The 19,473-nt window shown below is 40.1% G+C and carries 18 protein-coding genes; 12 read left to right on the plus strand and 6 right to left on the minus strand.

What is annotated here, in order from left to right:
* The first annotated feature begins 51 nt into the window (after nucleotides 1-51).
* The 8 genes from ACH30E_RS16450 to ACH30E_RS16485 all read left to right on the plus strand — a co-directional run bounded on the left by ACH30E_RS16450 (nucleotide 52) and on the right by ACH30E_RS16485 (nucleotide 10,015).
* On the plus strand, nucleotides 52-1,494 hold the full coding sequence (locus ACH30E_RS16450) for a POT-type proton-dependent oligopeptide transporter (protein ID WP_294995254.1): 1,443 nt from the start codon (nucleotides 52-54) through the stop codon (nucleotides 1,492-1,494).
* A gap of 93 nt (nucleotides 1,495-1,587) precedes the next feature.
* A complete protein-coding gene (purD, locus tag ACH30E_RS16455) occupies nucleotides 1,588-2,871 on the plus strand; it encodes a phosphoribosylamine--glycine ligase (RefSeq protein ID WP_294995257.1) in 1,284 nt (427 codons plus the stop codon).
* 135 nt (nucleotides 2,872-3,006) lie between these two features.
* On the plus strand, nucleotides 3,007-4,032 hold the full coding sequence (locus ACH30E_RS16460; protein WP_133473547.1) for a rod shape-determining protein: 1,026 nt from the start codon (nucleotides 3,007-3,009) through the stop codon (nucleotides 4,030-4,032).
* A gap of 62 nt (nucleotides 4,033-4,094) precedes the next feature.
* Nucleotides 4,095-4,946, plus strand: a complete 852-nt coding sequence (gene mreC, locus ACH30E_RS16465) for a rod shape-determining protein MreC (RefSeq protein WP_294995261.1) — start codon at nucleotides 4,095-4,097, stop codon at nucleotides 4,944-4,946.
* Nucleotides 4,943-5,476: a rod shape-determining protein MreD gene (locus ACH30E_RS16470; protein ID WP_490825678.1), complete on the plus strand. Its 534-nt coding sequence runs from the start codon at nucleotides 4,943-4,945 to the stop codon at nucleotides 5,474-5,476. Before mreC ends, ACH30E_RS16470 begins: the two co-directional genes overlap by 4 nt.
* A gap of 359 nt (nucleotides 5,477-5,835) precedes the next feature.
* A complete protein-coding gene (locus ACH30E_RS16475) occupies nucleotides 5,836-7,899 on the plus strand; it encodes a penicillin-binding transpeptidase domain-containing protein (RefSeq protein ID WP_490825677.1) in 2,064 nt (687 codons plus the stop codon).
* 5 nt (nucleotides 7,900-7,904) lie between these two features.
* Nucleotides 7,905-9,251: a rod shape-determining protein RodA gene (rodA, locus tag ACH30E_RS16480; RefSeq protein ID WP_294995270.1), complete on the plus strand. Its 1,347-nt coding sequence runs from the start codon at nucleotides 7,905-7,907 to the stop codon at nucleotides 9,249-9,251.
* Between the two features lie 11 nt (nucleotides 9,252-9,262).
* Nucleotides 9,263-10,015: an MBL fold metallo-hydrolase gene (locus tag ACH30E_RS16485; protein ID WP_490825676.1), complete on the plus strand. Its 753-nt coding sequence runs from the start codon at nucleotides 9,263-9,265 to the stop codon at nucleotides 10,013-10,015.
* A gap of 3 nt (nucleotides 10,016-10,018) precedes the next feature.
* Here the strand turns inward: ACH30E_RS16485 and ACH30E_RS16490 are convergent, their stop codons facing one another.
* Genes ACH30E_RS16490 through ACH30E_RS16500 form a run of 3 tightly spaced genes read right to left on the minus strand, consistent with a single transcriptional unit; the run spans nucleotide 10,019 to nucleotide 11,772 of the window.
* Nucleotides 10,019-10,447, minus strand: coding sequence for a hypothetical protein (locus tag ACH30E_RS16490; protein WP_490825675.1), 429 nt, complete (start codon nucleotides 10,445-10,447; stop codon nucleotides 10,019-10,021).
* Between the two features lie 2 nt (nucleotides 10,448-10,449).
* On the minus strand, nucleotides 10,450-11,196 hold the full coding sequence (locus ACH30E_RS16495) for a hypothetical protein (protein ID WP_490825674.1): 747 nt from the start codon (nucleotides 11,194-11,196) through the stop codon (nucleotides 10,450-10,452).
* A 30-nt stretch (nucleotides 11,197-11,226) separates the two neighbouring features.
* Complete coding sequence (locus tag ACH30E_RS16500) at nucleotides 11,227-11,772, minus strand: RNA polymerase sigma factor (RefSeq protein ID WP_294995280.1); 546 nt, start codon at nucleotides 11,770-11,772, stop codon at nucleotides 11,227-11,229.
* Nucleotides 11,773-11,945: 173 nt separating this feature from the next.
* Between ACH30E_RS16500 and ACH30E_RS16505 the strand changes: the two genes are divergently transcribed.
* Nucleotides 11,946-14,519 carry a phosphoenolpyruvate carboxylase gene (locus tag ACH30E_RS16505; RefSeq protein ID WP_490825673.1) on the plus strand — a complete coding sequence of 858 codons (2,574 nt, stop codon included), beginning with the start codon at nucleotides 11,946-11,948 and terminating at the stop codon, nucleotides 14,517-14,519.
* 63 nt (nucleotides 14,520-14,582) lie between these two features.
* Here ACH30E_RS16505 and ACH30E_RS16510 read toward each other — a convergent pair whose 3' ends face one another.
* The gene (locus tag ACH30E_RS16510; protein WP_490825672.1) at nucleotides 14,583-15,179 is read right to left on the minus strand and encodes a DNA-3-methyladenine glycosylase family protein; all 597 of its coding nucleotides are present in this window, start codon (nucleotides 15,177-15,179) and stop codon (nucleotides 14,583-14,585) included.
* A gap of 60 nt (nucleotides 15,180-15,239) precedes the next feature.
* On the opposite strand from ACH30E_RS16510, the gene mnmC2 reads away from it, so the two are divergent.
* Genes mnmC2 through ACH30E_RS16525 form a run of 3 tightly spaced genes read left to right on the plus strand, consistent with a single transcriptional unit; the run spans nucleotide 15,240 to nucleotide 17,325 of the window.
* Nucleotides 15,240-15,908, plus strand: a complete 669-nt coding sequence (gene mnmC2 / locus ACH30E_RS16515; protein ID WP_294995289.1) for a tRNA (5-methylaminomethyl-2-thiouridine)(34)-methyltransferase MnmC2 — start codon at nucleotides 15,240-15,242, stop codon at nucleotides 15,906-15,908.
* Nucleotides 15,909-15,937: 29 nt separating this feature from the next.
* Complete coding sequence (locus ACH30E_RS16520) at nucleotides 15,938-16,360, plus strand: YybH family protein (protein ID WP_490825671.1); 423 nt, start codon at nucleotides 15,938-15,940, stop codon at nucleotides 16,358-16,360.
* Nucleotides 16,361-16,407: 47 nt separating this feature from the next.
* Complete coding sequence (locus ACH30E_RS16525; protein WP_294995295.1) at nucleotides 16,408-17,325, plus strand: prohibitin family protein; 918 nt, start codon at nucleotides 16,408-16,410, stop codon at nucleotides 17,323-17,325.
* On the opposite strand, the gene ACH30E_RS16530 is transcribed toward ACH30E_RS16525, so the two are convergent.
* Nucleotides 17,322-17,726, minus strand: a complete 405-nt coding sequence (locus ACH30E_RS16530; protein WP_294995298.1) for a hypothetical protein — start codon at nucleotides 17,724-17,726, stop codon at nucleotides 17,322-17,324. The genes ACH30E_RS16525 and ACH30E_RS16530 overlap by 4 nt on opposite strands.
* Nucleotides 17,727-18,391: 665 nt before the next feature.
* Complete coding sequence (locus ACH30E_RS16535) at nucleotides 18,392-19,363, minus strand: M23 family metallopeptidase (protein ID WP_490825670.1); 972 nt, start codon at nucleotides 19,361-19,363, stop codon at nucleotides 18,392-18,394.
* Between the last annotated feature and the right edge of the window lie 110 nt (nucleotides 19,364-19,473).

Below are 19,473 nucleotides of genomic sequence, written 5' to 3' on the forward strand. Positions count from 1 at the left end.
TGAACCGTTTACCGATAGTTTCCGATACTTTTAAATTTCAAAATACGATTTATGTCTGATATACAAAAAGAGTCAAAGAAAGGCAGTATGCCAAAATCGATTCCATTTATCATTGGAAGCGAGATTGCAGAAAGATTTAGCTTTTATGGCTTGCGCTCCATTATGGTTACTTATATGGCTGTCGCATTTTTTAATCCAACCCTAAACCCCGCACTCACTGCAGAGGCCGATGCCAAAGCAAATGAGATGTCGCACCTTTTTGTAACACTGGCCTATTTCATGCCCATGGTTGGAGCCATAATGGCAGATTGGTTTTTTGGAAAATACAGGGTTATCCTATTGGTATCAATATTATACACTATCGGCCACTTGATTCTTGCAATATCAGATAATAGCTATACGGTTTTCAGTGCCGGATTAGTAGTAATTGCCTGCTGTGCCGGAGGTATTAAATCCTGTGTGTCTGCAAACGTGGGCGACCAGTTCGATAAATCAAATGAACACCTGCTTTCAAAAGCATATGGCTGGTTTTATATGAGTATCAATACCGGAGGCACACTAGCTCCTTTATTTATCCCTTTGCTAAAAAAATACTATGGCCCTGAAATCGCCTTTGGTGTGCCTGGTATTCTGATGGCCCTGGCTACCATTTTATTCTGGTTAGGTAGGAAAAAATATGTGCGTGTTCCACCGGCTGGTATTAAAAAAGAGAATTTCTTTTCTATTTCCATCTATGCACTAATAAAATTATTCAGCCGCAAACCCGGACAAAAAGTTTGGGAGGCTGTTGGAGAAAAATACTCAGCAACATCTATTGATGGTATCAAAGCTGTTTACCGCGTATTAGCTGTTTTTGCTTTTACCCCTATTTTTTGGGCACTTTGGGATCAGAACCTTTCGGAATGGGTATTACAGGCTACCAGGTTAGACCTGACCCTTGTCGGAGATTTTTCCATTTTACCAGAGCAAATCAATTTTATCAACCCTTTATTCCTGGTATTATTAATTCCTGTTTTTAACTCTCTTATTTTCCCTTTTCTAGAAAAAAGGGGAATTAAAATCAGTCCTCTACGCAAAATAGGAGCCGGACTGGTCGTAATAGGCATTTCATTTACCATTATTGCCCTGATTCAGGAAAGTATTGATGCGGGTGGAAAACCATCGGTTTGGTGGCAGATAATAGCCTATATCCTGTTGGCTGCATCAGAAATACTTGTTTCAGTTACCTGTCTTGAATATGCATATACACACTCACCCGTATCAATGAAAAGTACCATGAGTGCATTATACCTGCTGGGTATTTCTGCGGGTAACCTTTTAGTGGGTCTGATTAATGGAAATATCGTCGACAAAGGATTTTTCAGTCAGTTTACCGGTGCACGTTATTATTGGTTATTTATTGGCATACTAGCCGTTTCCATACTATTGTTTATGCTGGTAGCCAAAAGACTACCGGAAAAACGCTATGTAGGCGTTGCCGAAGCGGAAAACTAATTTTTGAGTATGAGTAGGGCGTTAACAAAAAAACACCCTACTCATGCTGAAAATCCTACATAGAGCCTACTTTCGCCACCTGAACTTATTTCTATGAATATTCTTCTTCTCGGATCAGGTGGCCGCGAACACGCGCTGGCATGGAAAATGTCGCAAAGTCACCACTGCGACGCACTTTTTATCGCTCCAGGCAATGCGGGAACCAGCGAATTTGGGACCAATCTACCGCTCTCTGTTACCGATTTTGAAGCCATTAAAAAGGCTTGTTTGGAAAACAATATCAGTATGCTGGTTGTAGGACCGGAAGAACCTTTGGTGAAAGGGATCTATGATTACTTTGAAAGCGATCCACTTCTACAAAAAATACTCGTTGTGGGCCCATCTGCAAAAGCCGCTCAACTGGAAGGAAGTAAAGCTTTCAGTAAAAAATTCATGGAACGCCATGGAATACCAACCGCTGCTTATGCAGAATTTACCGCAGCTAATTTTGAAGAAGGAAAAATTTATATCGCTAACCACAGTTTGCCCGTTGTTTTAAAAGCTGATGGGCTTGCTGCAGGAAAAGGTGTGGTTATCGCAAATACACACGAGGAAGCACTGCAAACATTTGAAGAAATGATTCTTCATAAACAGTTTGGAGAAGCAAGCAGTAAAGTGGTGATTGAAGCTTTTTTACAAGGAATTGAAGTGAGTGTGTTCGTATTAACTAATGGATCAGACTACCAGATCATTGGACATGCAAAAGATTATAAAAGAATTGGTGAAGGCGATACTGGCTTAAATACAGGTGGAATGGGCTGTGTAAGTCCTGTGCCATTTATGGATGACACATTTATGCGCAAAGTAGAGGAGCGCATAATCGCACCAACAGTGAAGGGATTGGAACTGGAAGAACTGATATACCACGGTTTTATTTTCTTTGGTCTGATGAATGTTGCAGGCGAACCATTTGTAATTGAATACAACTGCAGAATGGGTGATCCTGAAACAGAAGTAGTAATGCCTCGCCTTCAAACAGACCTGGTTGCATTGTTTGCAGCTATGGATAATGGCACACTTGCTGATGCAAATATTTCATACGATGAAAGAGCTTGCGCAACAGTAATGGCTGTAAGTGGTGGTTATCCGGGTGATTATGAAAAGAATAAAATGATCCATGGACTTGAACTGCCTGCAACAAAAGATGTGATGGTATTTCATGCAGGTACCAAAAAAGATGAAAACAAAGTTTTAACAAATGGTGGCAGGGTTTTGGCAATAAGCGCCTACGGAAAAAATATTACTGAAGCAGTTCAACAATCAAAAAATAAATTATCAGAAATCACGTTTGAAGGAATGTATTTCAGGAAGGATATCGGATACGAATTCGGGCTATAGTCAACAGACCATGGTCCATGGATCATGGTCTATTCGCCAACCCCTGAAAAATCGGTACTTTAGGCTTTGTTATTTCAAGTAATTTCAACCACCTTTGCTATCATTGATCAAGAAATAAAGTATTTTTAATATACAATGGGATTATTCAACTTTTTTACGCAGGAAATAGCTATGGATCTGGGTACCGCAAATACCCTTATAATCCATAATGATGAAGTAGTGGTAAATGAGCCATCAATTGTGGCCCTGAACCGTAACAATATGAAAGAAGTGCTCGCGGTGGGTAAAAAAGCCCTGATGATGCACGAGAAAACCCATGAAAGTATCCGAACGGTACGTCCCTTAAAAGACGGTGTTATCGCAGATTTTAATGCTGCGGAGCTAATGATCAGGGAACTGATCAAGATGATCTATCCCAAAAAACCCCTTTTTCCACCAAGCTGGAGAATGGTAATATGTATCCCTTCTTCTATTACAGAGGTTGAAAAACGTGCGGTACGCGACAGTGCTGAGCAAGCCGGGGCTAAAGAAGTTTATATGATCCATGAACCTATGGCCGCGGCCCTGGGTATTGGTATAGATGTTGAAGAACCTGTTGGAAACATGATTATCGATATCGGGGGAGGTACCACAGGTATCACTGTAATTGCCCTTGCAGGTATTGTTTGCGACCAAAGTATACGCGTTGCCGGTGATGAATTCACTGCCGACATTATGGAAGCACTTCGTCGTTACCATAGCCTGTTGATTGGTGAAAGAACCGCAGAACAGATCAAAATCAATGTGGGTGCTGCGATGAAAGACCTCGACAATCCACCCGATGATATGCCGGTAAACGGTCGTGATCTTGTTACAGGTATTCCTAAACAAATCATGGTAAGCTACCAGGAAATTGCTGAAGCACTTGATAAAAGCATCTTTAAAATTGAAGAAGCAATCCTAAAAGCACTTGAAACCACACCTCCTGAGTTAGCTGCCGATATCTATCGCAGAGGATTATATCTCACGGGTGGTGGAGCTCTTTTACGTGGATTGGATAAACGTTTAAGTGCGAAAATCAAATTACCCGTTCATGTTGCCGATGATCCTTTAAAAAGTGTGGTACGTGGTACAGGGCTGGCCCTCAAGAATTACCAGCGCTTCCCATTCATCATGCGATAAAAAGTGATCCTATCCTGTAGTAACAGGCTATAAGATTTTACTGATCGCTAATCAATTCCAGGTTGAAGAATATCTTTTATTTCATACGGCGCTATTTTACTTTCCTGAGCTTTCTGGTTTTACAGGTGTTAGCAATCATTTTGCTTACAAGATCCAGCAAAACGCATGAAGCTTTTTTTGCTGATGCTACCAGTGAGCTTACCGGCAAACTCAATAAGCAATACAGCACCCTGAGAAATTATTTCAGTCTCGCAGAAGCCAATCGACAGCTCGCAGAAGAGAATACCCGATTGAGAAATTTGCTCCAGTCTAATGTTATCGCACCTGATAGCTCTAAAATAAATTATACAGATACGACTCACCGCGATTCATCTGGCCGTTACCGCAAGTTTACCTGGCTTCCGGCAAGGGTAATAGGCAATACTGTTACACTTCAAACCAATTTCCTAACCCTGGAACGAGGAAGTAATCAGGGCGTAAAAAAGGGTATGGCCGTAATCGGACCCGAAGGTATTGTAGGCGTAGTGGTAGATGTGAGTCCAAATACCAGCAAAGTAATGAGCCTGCTTCACAGAAACAGTAAGGTTAGTGCCATGCTGAAAAAAGACAATAATGCGGGTAGTATTGAATGGGATGGCAGTGACCCATCTATACTTACACTTAGAAATGTATCAAAAAGTGCGAAAGTTGTAAAGGGTGATACTGTAGTAACAAGTACATACTCTGCAAATTTTCCGTCACACCTCATGGTTGGAACAGTGGCTGACATTGTAAAAGATCCATCCAGTAATTTTTATACTCTAAAAATAAAAACTGCGACCAATTTTTTCAATATCCAATACGTGTACTTAGTAGAAAATACAAGGTATGCGGAACAGGTTCAACTGGAAAATACCCCATTATCTAATCAATGAGCAACCTCATCAAAAATATCGTCCGTTTTATCCTGTTTATCTTTTTACAGGTATTCATCCTGAATGAGGTTCCGCCATTGCACCGTTTTATCGTTCCTTATATCTATTTCCTCTATATACTATGGCTTCCTTTTACGATAAACAGAATTGCGCTGATGGTTATCGCATTCCTGTTTGGTTTAAGCCTGGATTTTTTTGCCGGAACCATGGGGCTTCATGCCGCACCCTGCGTGTTGATTGCCTTTATTCGTCCTTATCTGCTCAACCTCCTGCTGCCCCAGGAAACCATCGAACAGAGCTATTCTGAGCCAGGAAGTAAAAGTATGGGATGGGCTCCTTATAGTTTGTATGTAGGCCTACTCACCTTTATTCACCATTTCTACCTGGTATTTATTGAGTGGCTACAATTTGGCAACTTCCTTTATTTCATCGGAAAAGTTCTCGGCACCACAGCCATAAGTCTGCTCATGATTTTCCTTGCAGAACTACTCTTTCTGCGTAAAGGAAAGTATAGAACCAATGCGGCGTGAGGTGTGAATTGTGAATTGTCAATTGTGAATGGTATTTTGAATAGTGAATAGTGAGTAGTGAAGTACATCTTACAAAAAAAATCTTTTCCCTATTTCCTCCCTCATTGACAATTCACCATTGACCATTCACACCCTTCATTGACAATTCACCATTGACCATTCACACCCCTCATTGACAATTCACCATTCACCCCAAAAAAGACATCTCGCAAAACAGATAATGCCAGAGGTAATATTTTCACAACAATTTTTTTTATTTTTTTACGTTTCTCCACTACAAAGCATCAAATTTGTAGTACACTTCTCTTTTACGTTTAGTTCCAAGAAATATGCCTGTCTTCAACCAGAGCCGCAGCCGCGTGATACAGTTTATTTTTGCAGGTGTTTTTATCGCCATAGTCGGACAACTGATTAACCTGCAACTGTTTTCCAGCAAATACAAACTGGCAGCAGATAATAATGCCTTTTACCGAAAAGTTATTTACCCGGATCGTGGCATCATATTCGACCGTAAAAAAAGAGGTATCCTTGAAAACACCATCAGCTATGATTTGGTAGTTATTCCATCTGAAGCCAGAGGTACTGATACCGCTACCCTCTGCCGACTGCTTAATATCGATACGGCGACTTATAAAAAACGTATGCGCGACCTTATTTTCAAGAACACCAGCGTAAAGCCCAGTGTTTTTGAGGCTTTGCTTACCCCAGAAATGTTTGCAAAGCTCAATGAGAACATGTATCGCTTTCCAGGATTCTCCCTTAACGAAAGATCGGTGCGCACCTATCCCTATAATGTTGGTGCCGCCATGCTTGGTTATATGGCAGAAGTGGATACCGGATTCCTGCGAAGGCATAAAGACGAGGGTTATGAAATGGGCGATTATTTTGGCAGTACTGGTCTGGAAAATATCTATGAAAAAGTATTAATGGGGCAAAGAGGTATTCAACGATATATACGCGATAACAAAGGCCGCTTGCAGGGATCCTGGGAAAATGGTGCTTATGATACTGCAGCTATAGCCGGTAATAACCTGTATTCAAGTATCGATGTTGAGTTACAGCAGTTGGGCGAAAAACTCATGGAAAATAAAGTAGGAAGTATTGTGGCTATCGACCCGAAAACAGGAGGTATTCTTTGTATGGTCAGCGCACCTACCTATAACCCTAACTTCTTAACTGGTAATCAACGAAAGAAGCACCTGGTGGAAATGTTATACTTCGATCCGAGACTCCCCTTACTTAATCGTACAGTAAGTACTTATTACTCGCCCGGATCAACCTTTAAAACCTTTGTTGGAATTGTTGGTATGGCCGAGGGTGCTATTGACGACCAGATGTCGGTTAGCTGTGGTGGTGCTTACTTTGGTTGTGGCCGACCAATGGGTTGCCATGCAAAAGGTACTTTTACACTGAAAACCGCGATCTCTAAATCATGTAACAGTTATTTTGCAGTATCCTTCAGAAGAATTCTTGATAACAATAAATATGCTAACAGATCCCTCGCTTTGTCAGCGTTTAATGAGTATGCACATTCATTTGGCCTGGGTAGAAAATTAGGTGTTGATTTACCTTCCGAAAGAGATGGACTAATCCCAGGTCCTGAATTATACCAACGAAAATTTGGTAAAAACTGGCAGTCATGTAATATTATTTCAAACAGTATTGGACAGGGTGAAATATTAACCAACCTCACACAGGTCGCCAATGTAATGGCCATTATAGCAAACAAAGGCTGGTTTTACACGCCTCACCTGATCGATTCAATTGAAGGTGGCGACACTTATGGTTTATTAGAGAAATACAAAGTGAAACATAAAACAAAAGAAGTACCGGAATTTGTATGGGAAGAAGTACATGAAGGTATGCAGGGTACCATGGAATTTGGTACCGGTGCCTATGCAAAAGTACCGGGAGTAGTGGTATGTGGTAAAACTGGTACTGTGGAAAATCAATACCGTGGTGAAAAGCTGAGAGACCATGCCTTCTTCGGCGCTTTTGCACCCAGAGATAACCCGCGTATTGCCATTGCAGTAATGTGCGAAAACGCAGGATATGGAGCCACTTCTGCCGCGCCAATAGCCAGTTTATTGATCGAAAAATACCTGAAAGACTCAATCTCTGGTAATGACAGAAAAGCCAAAGTGGAACAATTAGCCAATATGGATCTTATTCCTCCTCAGATGAAAAGACAAATGGTGAAAAGAGATTCGTTGAGGCAGGCACGGCAACAGGCAGCAGCCAAAAAAGCAGCAAGAGACACTTCCGGTGTTGAGGAAGCCCCGGAGGAAACAGAAGTAGATAGCCTGAAAACACCTAATAAACCAATTCCCGCTAAAAAGGGGGGAAAGGAAACCGTAACCAAACTGGCTTTATTACCTGACCAACAGCGAAAAAACGCTATTAAAAGAAAAACTGCAGCCTGAGTTGTATGAACAGAAGAAACCATCAAACGGCCACACAGGGTGTTGACTACCTCGTAATCTGGTTATATGCTATCCTGGTAGCCATTGGTATACTATGCATTTTTATGGTCGAATACAGACCAGGTACAGATTGGTTCACCACCTTCATCAATGGTAAAACAAACTATAGCAAACAACTCATTTTTGCTGGTGTATGTGCCATTGCTGCAACTTTCATTCTGCTCACAGATAGCAAGTTGTTTACCGCATTTGCCAACCTGTTTTACCTGATGGGTATTCTTTTAATGCTGGCCACATTTGTAATCGGGAAAAACATCAATGGCTCACGAAGCTGGATTCCGCTAGCCGGAGGATTTAACCTTCAACCTGCAGAGCTTTGTAAAATATTTGCAGCACTTGCCCTGGCGAAATTTCTATCCCGACAGGAAGTTGATTTTAGTAAAATAAGATCTCAACTAATCGCCGGAGCAATTACACTTTCTCCCGCCGTACTATCTATTCTGCAACATGAACTTGGTTTGGCACTCGTTTATACAAGTTTCCTAATCGCCATGTACCGCGAAGGATTACCGGCACAGATATTAATTATAGGATCATCATTTGGCGTACTGGTTATTGCAACGCTGATACTCGAACCCAATATATTGGCCATCATACTTACGGTAATTGCCGCTGTGGTAATTTTCATCTTGCGAAAACAGATTAAAAAGAAAAAAAGATTACTAACCATTATCCTTTCAATCTGGCTGGTTTGTGTTGGAGTACAGCGTTTTGTTGTGCCCTATATTTTCAACAATGTACTCGAATGCTACCAGAGTACACGTATCTATAGTATGGTGGGTAAGGAATATGATTGCTCAGAAAATAAAAAAGCGCAGGATAAAACCAATACCAATAAATCAGTGAGAAAACCCGACGATTATAATGTTCGTCAAAGTAAAATTGCCATTGGATCAGGCGGATTTATAGGAAGGGGTTTTTTAAAAGGCACTCAAACACGCGGAAAATATGTACCAGAACAACATACCGACTTCATCTTCACCTCTCTTGGTGAGGCTTTTGGTTTTGTAGGATGTTTAGTGTTTTTATTGATTTATCTGTTTTTATTATACCGTATAATTCGCATAGCTGAACGACAACGAAGTACTTTCAGCAGGGTTTATGCATACAGTGTTGCAAGCATCCTGTTCTTTCACATTGCCGTAAATGTTTGTATGACCATTGGTTTGTTTCCGATTGTGGGTATTCCTTTACCATTGATTAGCTATGGGGGCTCATCTTTACTTACCTTTACAGTGCTGATTTTCATCATGCTAAGATTAGATGCAGACCGGCAAATGGTTTTACGATAAAGCGCGACAGCATGCAGATCATTCCACTTTCAGAAGGTAGTTTTACCATCGACAAAACAAAAGTCTTTGTTCCTTTCGATATCGAAAAAGAAGAACTTAATAATCGCCCTATTGGCAGTTTATTGGTAGAAATACAACCCTTTGTGGTGATTACTGCGAAAGATGTAATACTACTCGATACCGGACTAGGATACAACGAAGCCGATGGAACACCTCAACTATACCATAATCTTGAAAAAGCAGGTATCAATCCCTCACAGATTACTAAAGTATTGATGAGTCACCTGCATAAAGACCATGCCGGAGGCGTAACTATTACCAATAAAGCAACACAGGAACGTTTCATCAGTTTCCCTTATGCCACATATTATGTGCAACAGAGAGAAATGGAATTTGCACAAGGCATCGGTTCTGCTTCTTATATACCCGAAGATTTTAAACTGCTTGAAGAATTCAGTAAAGTTGTATGGCTTACTGAAGACGAAGGAACAATAGATGGTTATATACGCTACCAACTAACTGGTGCGCATAGTAAATTTCACCAGGTTTTCTGGATCGAGGAAGATAGTCAAACCATTTTCTTTGGTGGAGATGATGCACCGCAACTACAACAGATGAAAAGCCGATTCGTAGCCAAATACGATTATGACGGTAAGAAATGTATGGAACTCAGGAAACAATGGTGGGAAGAAGGACAAGCTAAAAATTGGACCTTTTTATTTTACCACGATATACAATCGCCCGTTTGGGGACCGATGAAATAACCGTTACTGACCACCTCCAGATTTTGGTTCACGCATTTTTTTGCGCTGTTCCATTCTTTGTTGTAACTCTTTACGCACCACATTCATAAACTCACGTTCAGCCTGAAGTGCTTTATTTACGCGTTCATCAGTTACAAGTATCTTTTTGAGATCTGTCTTATACTTCTTACGGATATTCAGTACAGTTTCTTCAAAAGCCAATATATCTTCCTTATTATCCTGACGCGCTTTTCTTACTTCATCAGTGTAACTATTGTAAAGCGGCCAGAATTTCTCCGCCTCATCGGTTGTTAATGCAAGATGCTTTGTGAAATAAGCCACTTTCAGCACTTCTACATTCTGTCTTCCACCCATCATTTTCCTTGGAGGTTCCTGCGACATTACAGCAGATGTCGCAAACAGGGCAATGATAAAAAATATTGCTTTTTTCATGATTAACTATTTGATTCAACTGTTCCTGATGAAACCGATTCACCAGACTCATCCAGGTATTGTTTCAACTCATCATCGCTCATATACTGAATATGTTCATTCACATCAGGAAATTCATCTTCACCATATTGTTCGCGATAACCGGCTGCTACTACTAATCTTTCAGAACTTGACAGATACGTATTTAACTCCTCTTCACTGAGTTTAGATATTTCATGCGAAACATCCATTTGGGCATAATCCGCAAATTTCATGTCTCCGTTTTGCTGACTAGTATCCGAGGTATACAAAACCGCAGTTGTTATAAGCAACCCCGCTACAACCGCCGCGGCTGCCAAGCGCATCCATTTTAAAGGTTTACGAGCCCTCATCTGAACTACAGGTATCTCACGCACCGCAGCCCTCTGCATAATGGTTTCCATATTCAGCGCCGGACTAGCCTGCTTATGGAAAGGCATTTCTTTTGACAAGGTATTGAGCAATGGAGACAATGACTCCATTTCTTCTGTCACATCCGCTTTATGTATAGCTGCTATAATTCTGTCTGAAAGACCTTCAAAATATCCGTTAGGTAATTGGTAAACTTTGTTTTTCGAAATATCCGCATTTACCGCTAATCTTTCCAATAGCAAATCTGAGAAAGCCTCGAAATACCCATCCGGTACACGGTAAGGTATACGAGCAGACAAATGTTCCAGTGAAAGACCCATTTGCTTCAATTCATTCTCTATTGCTTCTCTCTGACTCATGTTTATTGGATACCCTTAATAAAACAAGGTTTAATTTTCACGGATAAATGCTTCAATTTTCTTTGCGGCATGATGATAACTGGCTTTTAATGCCCCTTCAGTCGTCTCCAAAATACGGCTCATCTCTTCATATGGCATTTCGTCATAATATCGCAGATTAAATACTACCCGCTGTTTTTCAGGCAATTGCTGAATGGCGAGCTGTAATTTCCACTCCAGCCGATTGCCATCAAAGTTACTGTCGGCTTTGATTTTATTAGACAATCCCTCTCCTACTTCATCCATACTCACCGAAGCTCTTCTTTTCTGCTGTTCAATAAAACTCAAACATTCATTCGTTGCAATACGATACATCCAGGTATACAAACGACTATCTTCTCTGAAATTCTCCAGCCCCTTCCATACTTTAATAAACATATTCTGTAACACATCATTGGCATCATCATGGTCAATCACCATCCTTCTGATATGCCAGTAAAGTTTTTCCTGGTATTTTTTGATAATTGCGGTAAAACCCTGCTCCCTGGTTGAAGGCTGGCGAAATTGATCCAATAAGACCTTATCATCTAACTGCATGCAGGGCTATTTTACTCGAATATAATGTCATTGCCTTTTTAGACCAAAGAAGATTAGAAAAGTTTAATCTTCATAACTAACATTTGTTTTAAATACACTATTAATTCATTAGTCTTTTTTGAAAAATTCGTTAGTAAAATAGGTAGAAATGGGTAAATTGTGGAAGCAACCTTATGACCTCTAATTATTATATCACACAGTTTCGGCGAAATGTAACAGATAAGTACACCATCTACAATAGTTTGTTCGCTGCCCTTCCCTTTTCAGGTATTGCCAATGTTGGTGCACTATTACCCATTTTATCGCAATCATGTCAGGATGAATACCAGGCAGGAAAGAATCCGGTACAAATTATCAACGACTTCTTTCAACAGCATACGGAAGTACGTAGCGAAGAAGATAAACTTGATCGGCTGTTTAAATTTGTTCAGTATATAGAAAGACAGGTGGTGTTATTCGATGCCATAGAAGACGCAGCATTTGATTCTGTGAACAATATACAGGGAGCCGGTAGCATGAAAGCCTTGTATAATGAAGCTGTATTTGCAGGCAAAACACAGGCCCTGAAAAATAAACTTAAAAAGTTCAGGGTAAGAGTAGTACTAACTGCTCACCCAACACAATTTTATCCCGGTACTGTTTTAGGTATTATTCACGATATGAGTGAGTCTATATCAAAGAACGATTTCCATACCATAAATGAATATATTCAACAACTGGGCATCACACCTTTTTTTAATAAAAAACAACCAACACCCTACGATGAGGCTTTGAACCTGATGTGGTACCTGGAAAATATTCTATACCATTCAATCGGTAATATTTATAACACAATCGTAAGAGATGTTTTCGATTATCAATATGAAAGTGATAACCCCTTTATCGAATTAGGGTTTTGGCCGGGAGGCGACAGAGATGGTAATCCATTTGTAAATGCTGCCACGACCGTTAAAGTTGCTGAAGCACTCAGAAGTGCCATTACCGTTTGTTATTACCGCGATATCAGGAAACTAAAACGAAGATTAAGTTTCTCCGGTGTTGATACACTAATCAGTGAACTGGAAGAAATCTTGTATGAAAATGTATTTCGTCCGACTGAACAGAACCGGGTACAGGTAGCCGAGCTGCAAAACAGGTTGCACCAAATTCGCCATCTGGTAGTGGAGAAGCATCATTCACTCTTCTTACAAAGACTCAATAGCCTTATTCATAAAGTAAATATTTTCGGAACGCATTTCGCGACAATAGATATTCGTCAGGACAGTCGCATTCACACACAGGTATTACAAGAGATTAATCGTGTATTGGGAAACAGCATATTACCAGATAACTATGCATTGTTACCAAATGCTGATAAAATAAATATCCTTAGCAATGTCAAGGAAACAGTTAATCCTGCCTCATTTGAACCTGGCATTACAAAAGATACCATCGAAAGCATTTATGCTATCCGAACTATCCAACACCAAAATGGAGAAGCAGGATGTAATCGATATGTGATCAGCAATTGTCAGTCTGCTTTAAATGTTATGGAAGTATTTGCTTTATTCAGACTCTGCGGATGGCATCAGGAACAGATGCCCATAGACATAGTGCCCTTATTTGAAACCATCGATGATCTGCAGGAAGCTGAAGACATCATGGATCAGTTATACCAGCACCCAGCCTATGCACAACACCTTACTGGTAGAAAAATGCATCAGACCATTATGCTTGGTTTTAGCGACGGTACAAAAGACGGTGGATATTTACAGGCAAACTGGAGTATATATACGGCCAAAGAAAACCTTACCGCTATTTCCAGAAAATACAATGTAAAAGCCCGATTCTTTGATGGTCGTGGCGGACCACCTTCCAGGGGCGGCGGAAAAACCAATAAGTTCTATGCGTCCATGGGAAATAATATCGAAAATGAAGAGATTCAATTAACGATACAGGGACAAACCATTACCTCCAATTTTGGAACCATACAATCATCGCAGTACAACCTGGAACAATTATTAAGTGCTGGTATCAGTAACGAACTATTTGCTGACACAAGGATTCAATTGTCGCAACACGACCGATTCCTTTTAGATGAACTGGGACGTATCAGTCATGAAACCTATCAAAAATTCAAGCAACATCCATTGTTCCTTTCCTACATGCAGTTGTTTAGTCCGCTTAATTATTACAGCAAAAGTAATATTGCGAGCAGACCAGCTAAAAGAGGCAGTGCAGGTGGATTACGTTTTGAAGATTTAAGGGCCATTCCATTTGTGGGTAGCTGGAGTCAGTTGAAACAAAATGTACCGGGCTTTTTTGGTGTAGGTACGGCCTTACAGGAAATGAAAGAAAAAGGATATTGGGAAGACATGAAAGCTATGTTCCGAAATGTATTGTTTTTTCATACCCTTGTCGACAATAGCATGATGAGTATGCTCAAATCTTTTTTCCCGCTAACCCAATACATAAAAGATGATCCGGAATACGGTCCTGTATGGCAATTGGTAAAAGATGAATTTGACCTTACAGAAAAATTAGTGCTTGAGCTGGCAGGCGTTTCAAAACTTATGGAAGATGATTTAGCCGGAAGGGCCTCCATACAAATGAGGGATAAAATTGTACTGCCGCTGCTAACAATACAACAATACGCCCTCCATCAAATAAGAAAAAGTGATCCTGACAGTGATAAAAAAACGATCTACGAAAAACTCGTAACAAGAAGCATGTTCGGCATCATCAACGCCGCCCGCAACTCAGCATAGGGCTATATCAATGTCCAATATCGAATATCCAATTTTCAACTTCGAAGTTGGATATTCAATATTTCATTCTTCGTCTTTCCATCCCCACAAATGCAGGCATGCATAGGTTCTGTAGGGCGACCAATTGGCGGAAATTTTTAGCATGCGTGCTTTCATTTTCTTTTTATCCGTTGAACTGATCTTATAAAGTTTACACATAGCCTGTTGAATACCCAGGTCATCTACTGCAAAAACATCTTCACGGCCCAAGCTAAACATCAGTAACATTTCAACCGTCCACTTACCTACTCCTTTTATTTGCGTAAGTAATTCAATAATTGTTTCATTATCTAATTTCTGTAAGCGTGTATCGGTAATTTTATGTGTTAGGCAAAAACTGGCCACGTTTTGTACATAGGTAACTTTAGCATTACTCAGGCCAATACCACGTAATGTTTCAAATGGTGTATCTAGCACCTGCTGAGGCTTGGGTTCTTTTCCTTTATATAGTTCAAGAAAACGATGGAAGATTACTTTTGCGACTTTAGTACTTAACTGCTGGCTCATAATACTGGCCATTAAACGCAAGGGGATATTTTTATGTAACCTAAGTTCATGGGTTGTTCCAGCGAGTATACCAGCCAGTTTAGGGTCTTTCAGTAAATGCTTTTTATATTCCATATTGGAAAGATAAAGATTCGTTTTCACTCATGATACATAGCTTATTTTTGTGTCAGTAACATGGAAAGAAAAGTCCTTACTACCGCCGATGGATCAGATACGATTGCCATACCTGAGATGCAGGTAACCTACCACAGTAAACATGGTGCCATTCAGGAAAGTAACCATGTTTTTTTAGATGCTGGTTTACAATACTGTACACAAACACTTGGTAAAACTTCTTTGCAAATACTGGAAATGGGATTCGGTACCGGGTTAAACTGTTTACTTACTGCCATCCAGGCAAGAGATAAAAATTACCAGATACAGTATCATACCCTTGAGGCATTCCCGCTTCAACCAAATGAGATTGCTTCCTTAAATCATGGAACTGTACTGAATGAACAGTATTTGTTTTTGGCCATTCATCAGGCGGGTTGGGAAATACCTCAATCAATTCAACCCGGTTTTCAACTGATAAAACACCATACAAGTTTATTGTCATTTGAGCTTTCTTCCGGCATTGATTGCATATACTACGACGCATTCGCCCCATCTGCTCAACCAGAGCTTTGGAATACCCGGATATTTGAAAAGCTATACTCATTTCTTGTTCCGGGAGGCGTGCTGGTTACTTATTGCAGTAAAAGTGTTGTACGTCATTCAATGAAAGCTGCTGGTTTCCGTGTTACTAAAATACCCGGGCCTCCGGGAAAAAGAGAAATGGTAAGAGCATTTAAAGACGCATAATTTTCAGTAGCTTACTGTAAATTATTATTATGAAATGGTCAATACTATGCCTGCTTCTAATGTTTACTACATTTTCATATGCCCAGCAGGGAGATGAAAAAATCATCCGGGATATTCTAGAGCGACAAACCCGCGACTGGAACCGCGGTGATATTGATGCTTTTATGAAAGGCTATTGGCAAAGCGACAGTTTAATGTTTGTTGGCAAAAGTGGGGTTACTTATGGTTATCAGCAAACCCTAAACAATTACAAGAAAAATTATCCCGATACAGCAGCTATGGGTAAACTGAGGTTTAATATTCTCGAAGTCAGAAGAATATCTTCCGATCATTTTTTTGTTTTGGGGAAATGGATGCTTACCAGAAGCATCGGAGACCTAAGTGGCCATTATACCCTGATTTTCAGAAAGATAAAAGGCGTTTGGAACATCATTTCAGACCATAGCAGCTAATGTTTGTAATATTCCGACTATTTAACGACTAATATAAAAACAACTATATGGCACTCATTATTATTGGTATTGTAGTATTGGTCATCGGCTTTGCACTCAGAAGTCAGGAAAGAGAAGAAATCCGTAAACTGGCAACAGGTATAAGGGTATTTGGACTGCTGATTATCATTGTCGGTTTTCTTACCTCCTGTATCAAGCAAATTGATGCTGGTCAGATAGGTGTGAAAAGCCTTTTTGGTAAAGTGTCGGATGATGTACTAACCAGCGGATTAAATATGGTAAATCCATTGATTGATGTTAAAACAGTAGACATCAAAACACAAAACTATACCATGAGCGGGGTACAGGATGAGGGAGACAAAGCAAATGATGATGCCATCAGGGTATTAACGGCAGATGGATTGGAAGTGATTATTGACCTGACTGTATTGTATCGTGTAATTGGTGAAGAAGCGCCAAGGATTGTAAAAGAAACAGGATTGGATTATAAAGACAAGATAGTGCGTCCGCTTACACGTACCAAAATTCGTGACAATGCAGTGTACTTTACTGCAATTGAACTCTATTCAAATAAACGCGATCAGTTTCAGAATCGCATCTTTAAGAGTATTGAAGATGATTTTAAAAAACGTGGTCTGGTATTGGAGCAACTTTTGGTTCGTAACATCACCCTGCCAAACAATGTAAAAACTTCTATAGAAGAAAAAATAAAAGCTGAGCAAGACGCTCAAAAAATGGAATTCGTTCTGCAAAAAGAAAAACAGGAAGCTGAACGTAAGAGAGTAGAAGCACAGGGTATTGCAGACTATCAGCGTATTATGAGTAGTGGTCTTACCGATAAACAATTACAATACGAGCAAATTCAGGTGTTAAAAGGATTGGTTACTTCTCCAAACTCAAAAGTTATCGTAATGGGTAAAGGAAACACACCAGTTATATTAGATACCAAAGACAATAAGAATTAAGCTGTTGTATTTGCAGTTGCCGGCCTGAAACGAAACATTAATCTTCTAAAATAGAGATGGCCGAGAAATACCCCAATCACGGAAGAGATAATATCGAGATAATCGAAGGTTCTTCCGAAAATGGGTATCAACTGCAGGTATTCATTTATAATCACCAGCAAAAGCCCAAAAAAGCAGGTAATATTCAAATCCAGCTCTGTTTCTAACCTGAATATGCGCTGAAAAAACCAGCATGCCCCAAATGGCAATAAAAAAGAACCTATCAGATTGGGTGCTAGTCCGACCAGTGGCTTCAATGAAGGATCAATGAAAACAAATGGTCTGATCAAAAATTTAATAGACCAGATTAGTAATGTACCAATGATCACTACCCACCTCGAAGTTTTCTTTAAGGGCATCATGTATTCAGTTTCAGCTCTGAAAATACAGATTTACACAGGTAATAGCAAATGATGCAGGATGGTTATTGCTTATAGACCATAGTCCATGGACCATGGTCTATGGACTATGGTCTATGGTCTCCAGTTGCCATACACAAAGCCACCATGAATCACATTATATGCTATTCCTCAAAATCAATGGGTTTTCGCCAAAGCCTGATAACATACCAGAGATAAGCTGTTAAACTCAGCAGGAACCATATATAGAACAAGATATTACCGAGTTTTATTTGTCCTTCAACAAATGCATACCCATACATAATGCCAGCTGTAGAATTCAGTGCAAGCCATAAAAGCCCTAGCGATAGGGTGTTGATGATTCGAATCAGATATTTACGGATACCAGGTTCCAATAGTGATGATTTATCGAACAAAATACAAACTGCAACCCTGATTGTTCTGTAAATGAATGATTCTTTTCAAAATAATGACCGCGCATGAACATTCATCATCAGTTGAAGCAATCTCCCGCAAGCAACAAGCCAAGCGTAGGATAGAACAAGGATGTTCATGATTTTCAAGATCTATCATGATAAATCCTGAAAATCATGAACATTTGTGTTCCATCAATAGCAGAAAGTCTAAAATAAGCGCCAATCAAGGCTAAAAGCTAGAAGCCAAAGTTTTTAATCCATACTCTGGTTGCTAGCAGCCGCAAGTTTAAGTAAACGATCAAACTGAGCAGGTGTTAGATCATTATAGAAATAGTAAATAGGGTTTACAGGCGTACCCCGGTGGTGTACCTCATAATGGCAATGCGGACCCGAACTTTTTCCGGTATTTCCTACATAACCAATCACTTCCCCTCTTTTAACTCTTTGTCCAACCCTTGCTTTAATCCTGTACATGTGACCATACAGGGTTTGGTAGTTATTACCATGATTAATCACGACCCTGTTACCAAATCCGCCGGTATTAAATCCTGCATCAGAAACTACGCCATCAGCAGTTGCATAAATGGGCGTACCACGGGGTGCGGTAAAATCCATTCCGAGATGAGCCCTACGGTCTTTATAGATAGGGTCAATACGGTATCCATAACCCGATGCAATTCGGGTCAGATCTTTATTACTAATAGGCTGAATAGCAGGAATAGACGCAAGTAATTGTTCTTTGTTCTTAACCATTTTTGTGATTTCGTCGAAAGAACGTTCCTGATATGCCATCCTTAGCGCAAGGTTATTCAACTGAGCCGTCATGTTTTTTACCAGTTCGGTTGAACCCATACTTTGTACCAGTTGAACCTCCTTCCGCTTTTCCATTTCTTTCACCCTTGCACTATCCGGAATAGGATTGGCTTCAAAAATTGACCGGTAAACCGTATTATCACGGTTGGCAATTTCGTCCATCTGTAATTCCAGTTGCTTGAGGCGCTCGGACATGATATCGTAATTCTGCCTCAAATCGTCGTTCTGCTGACGTAAAAGCTTTTCCTTTGGAGAGTCGATATAACGGAAGGCTATGGCAAAAATGATGATCCCGGTTACTATCGAAGCGGCAATAAAACCAAATAACTGTAATAGACGCACCCTAAGCGGGGTTTCCAGCTTTTCATAGCGAAGCGTATGCGTATTATAGTAATATTTGATCTTTTTCATATTCAGGGGGCAAATCGCAAGGCGGCCAATTGAAAAGAACAGGCCATTTCCTTACCTTTGATGCCTTTCTAAAGCGCTCAAAGATAGCTTCTGAGCGACTAAAATACAGT

The sequence above is a fragment of the Sediminibacterium sp. FW305-C-61 genome, from assembly GCF_058231065.1.

What these genes read in the sequence shown, in the direction of transcription:
- ACH30E_RS16450 (WP_294995254.1), top strand. Translation starts at nt 52, where the DNA reads ATGTCTGATATACAAAAAGAGTCAAAGAAAGGCAGTATGCCAAAATCG.
- purD (WP_294995257.1), top strand. Translation starts at nt 1,588, where the DNA reads ATGAATATTCTTCTTCTCGGATCAGGTGGCCGCGAACACGCGCTGGCA.
- ACH30E_RS16460 (WP_133473547.1), top strand. Translation starts at nt 3,007, where the DNA reads ATGGGATTATTCAACTTTTTTACGCAGGAAATAGCTATGGATCTGGGT.
- ACH30E_RS16470 (WP_490825678.1), top strand. Translation starts at nt 4,943, where the DNA reads ATGAGCAACCTCATCAAAAATATCGTCCGTTTTATCCTGTTTATCTTT.
- rodA (WP_294995270.1), top strand. Translation starts at nt 7,905, where the DNA reads ATGAACAGAAGAAACCATCAAACGGCCACACAGGGTGTTGACTACCTC.
- ACH30E_RS16485 (WP_490825676.1), top strand. Translation starts at nt 9,263, where the DNA reads ATGCAGATCATTCCACTTTCAGAAGGTAGTTTTACCATCGACAAAACA.
- ACH30E_RS16490 (WP_490825675.1), bottom strand. Translation starts at nt 10,447, where the DNA reads ATGAAAAAAGCAATATTTTTTATCATTGCCCTGTTTGCGACATCTGCT.
- ACH30E_RS16495 (WP_490825674.1), bottom strand. Translation starts at nt 11,196, where the DNA reads ATGAGTCAGAGAGAAGCAATAGAGAATGAATTGAAGCAAATGGGTCTT.
- ACH30E_RS16500 (WP_294995280.1), bottom strand. Translation starts at nt 11,772, where the DNA reads ATGCAGTTAGATGATAAGGTCTTATTGGATCAATTTCGCCAGCCTTCA.
- ACH30E_RS16505 (WP_490825673.1), top strand. Translation starts at nt 11,946, where the DNA reads ATGACCTCTAATTATTATATCACACAGTTTCGGCGAAATGTAACAGAT.
- ACH30E_RS16510 (WP_490825672.1), bottom strand. Translation starts at nt 15,179, where the DNA reads ATGGAATATAAAAAGCATTTACTGAAAGACCCTAAACTGGCTGGTATA.
- mnmC2 (WP_294995289.1), top strand. Translation starts at nt 15,240, where the DNA reads ATGGAAAGAAAAGTCCTTACTACCGCCGATGGATCAGATACGATTGCC.
- ACH30E_RS16520 (WP_490825671.1), top strand. Translation starts at nt 15,938, where the DNA reads ATGAAATGGTCAATACTATGCCTGCTTCTAATGTTTACTACATTTTCA.
- ACH30E_RS16525 (WP_294995295.1), top strand. Translation starts at nt 16,408, where the DNA reads ATGGCACTCATTATTATTGGTATTGTAGTATTGGTCATCGGCTTTGCA.
- ACH30E_RS16530 (WP_294995298.1), bottom strand. Translation starts at nt 17,726, where the DNA reads ATGATGCCCTTAAAGAAAACTTCGAGGTGGGTAGTGATCATTGGTACA.
- ACH30E_RS16535 (WP_490825670.1), bottom strand. Translation starts at nt 19,363, where the DNA reads ATGAAAAAGATCAAATATTACTATAATACGCATACGCTTCGCTATGAA.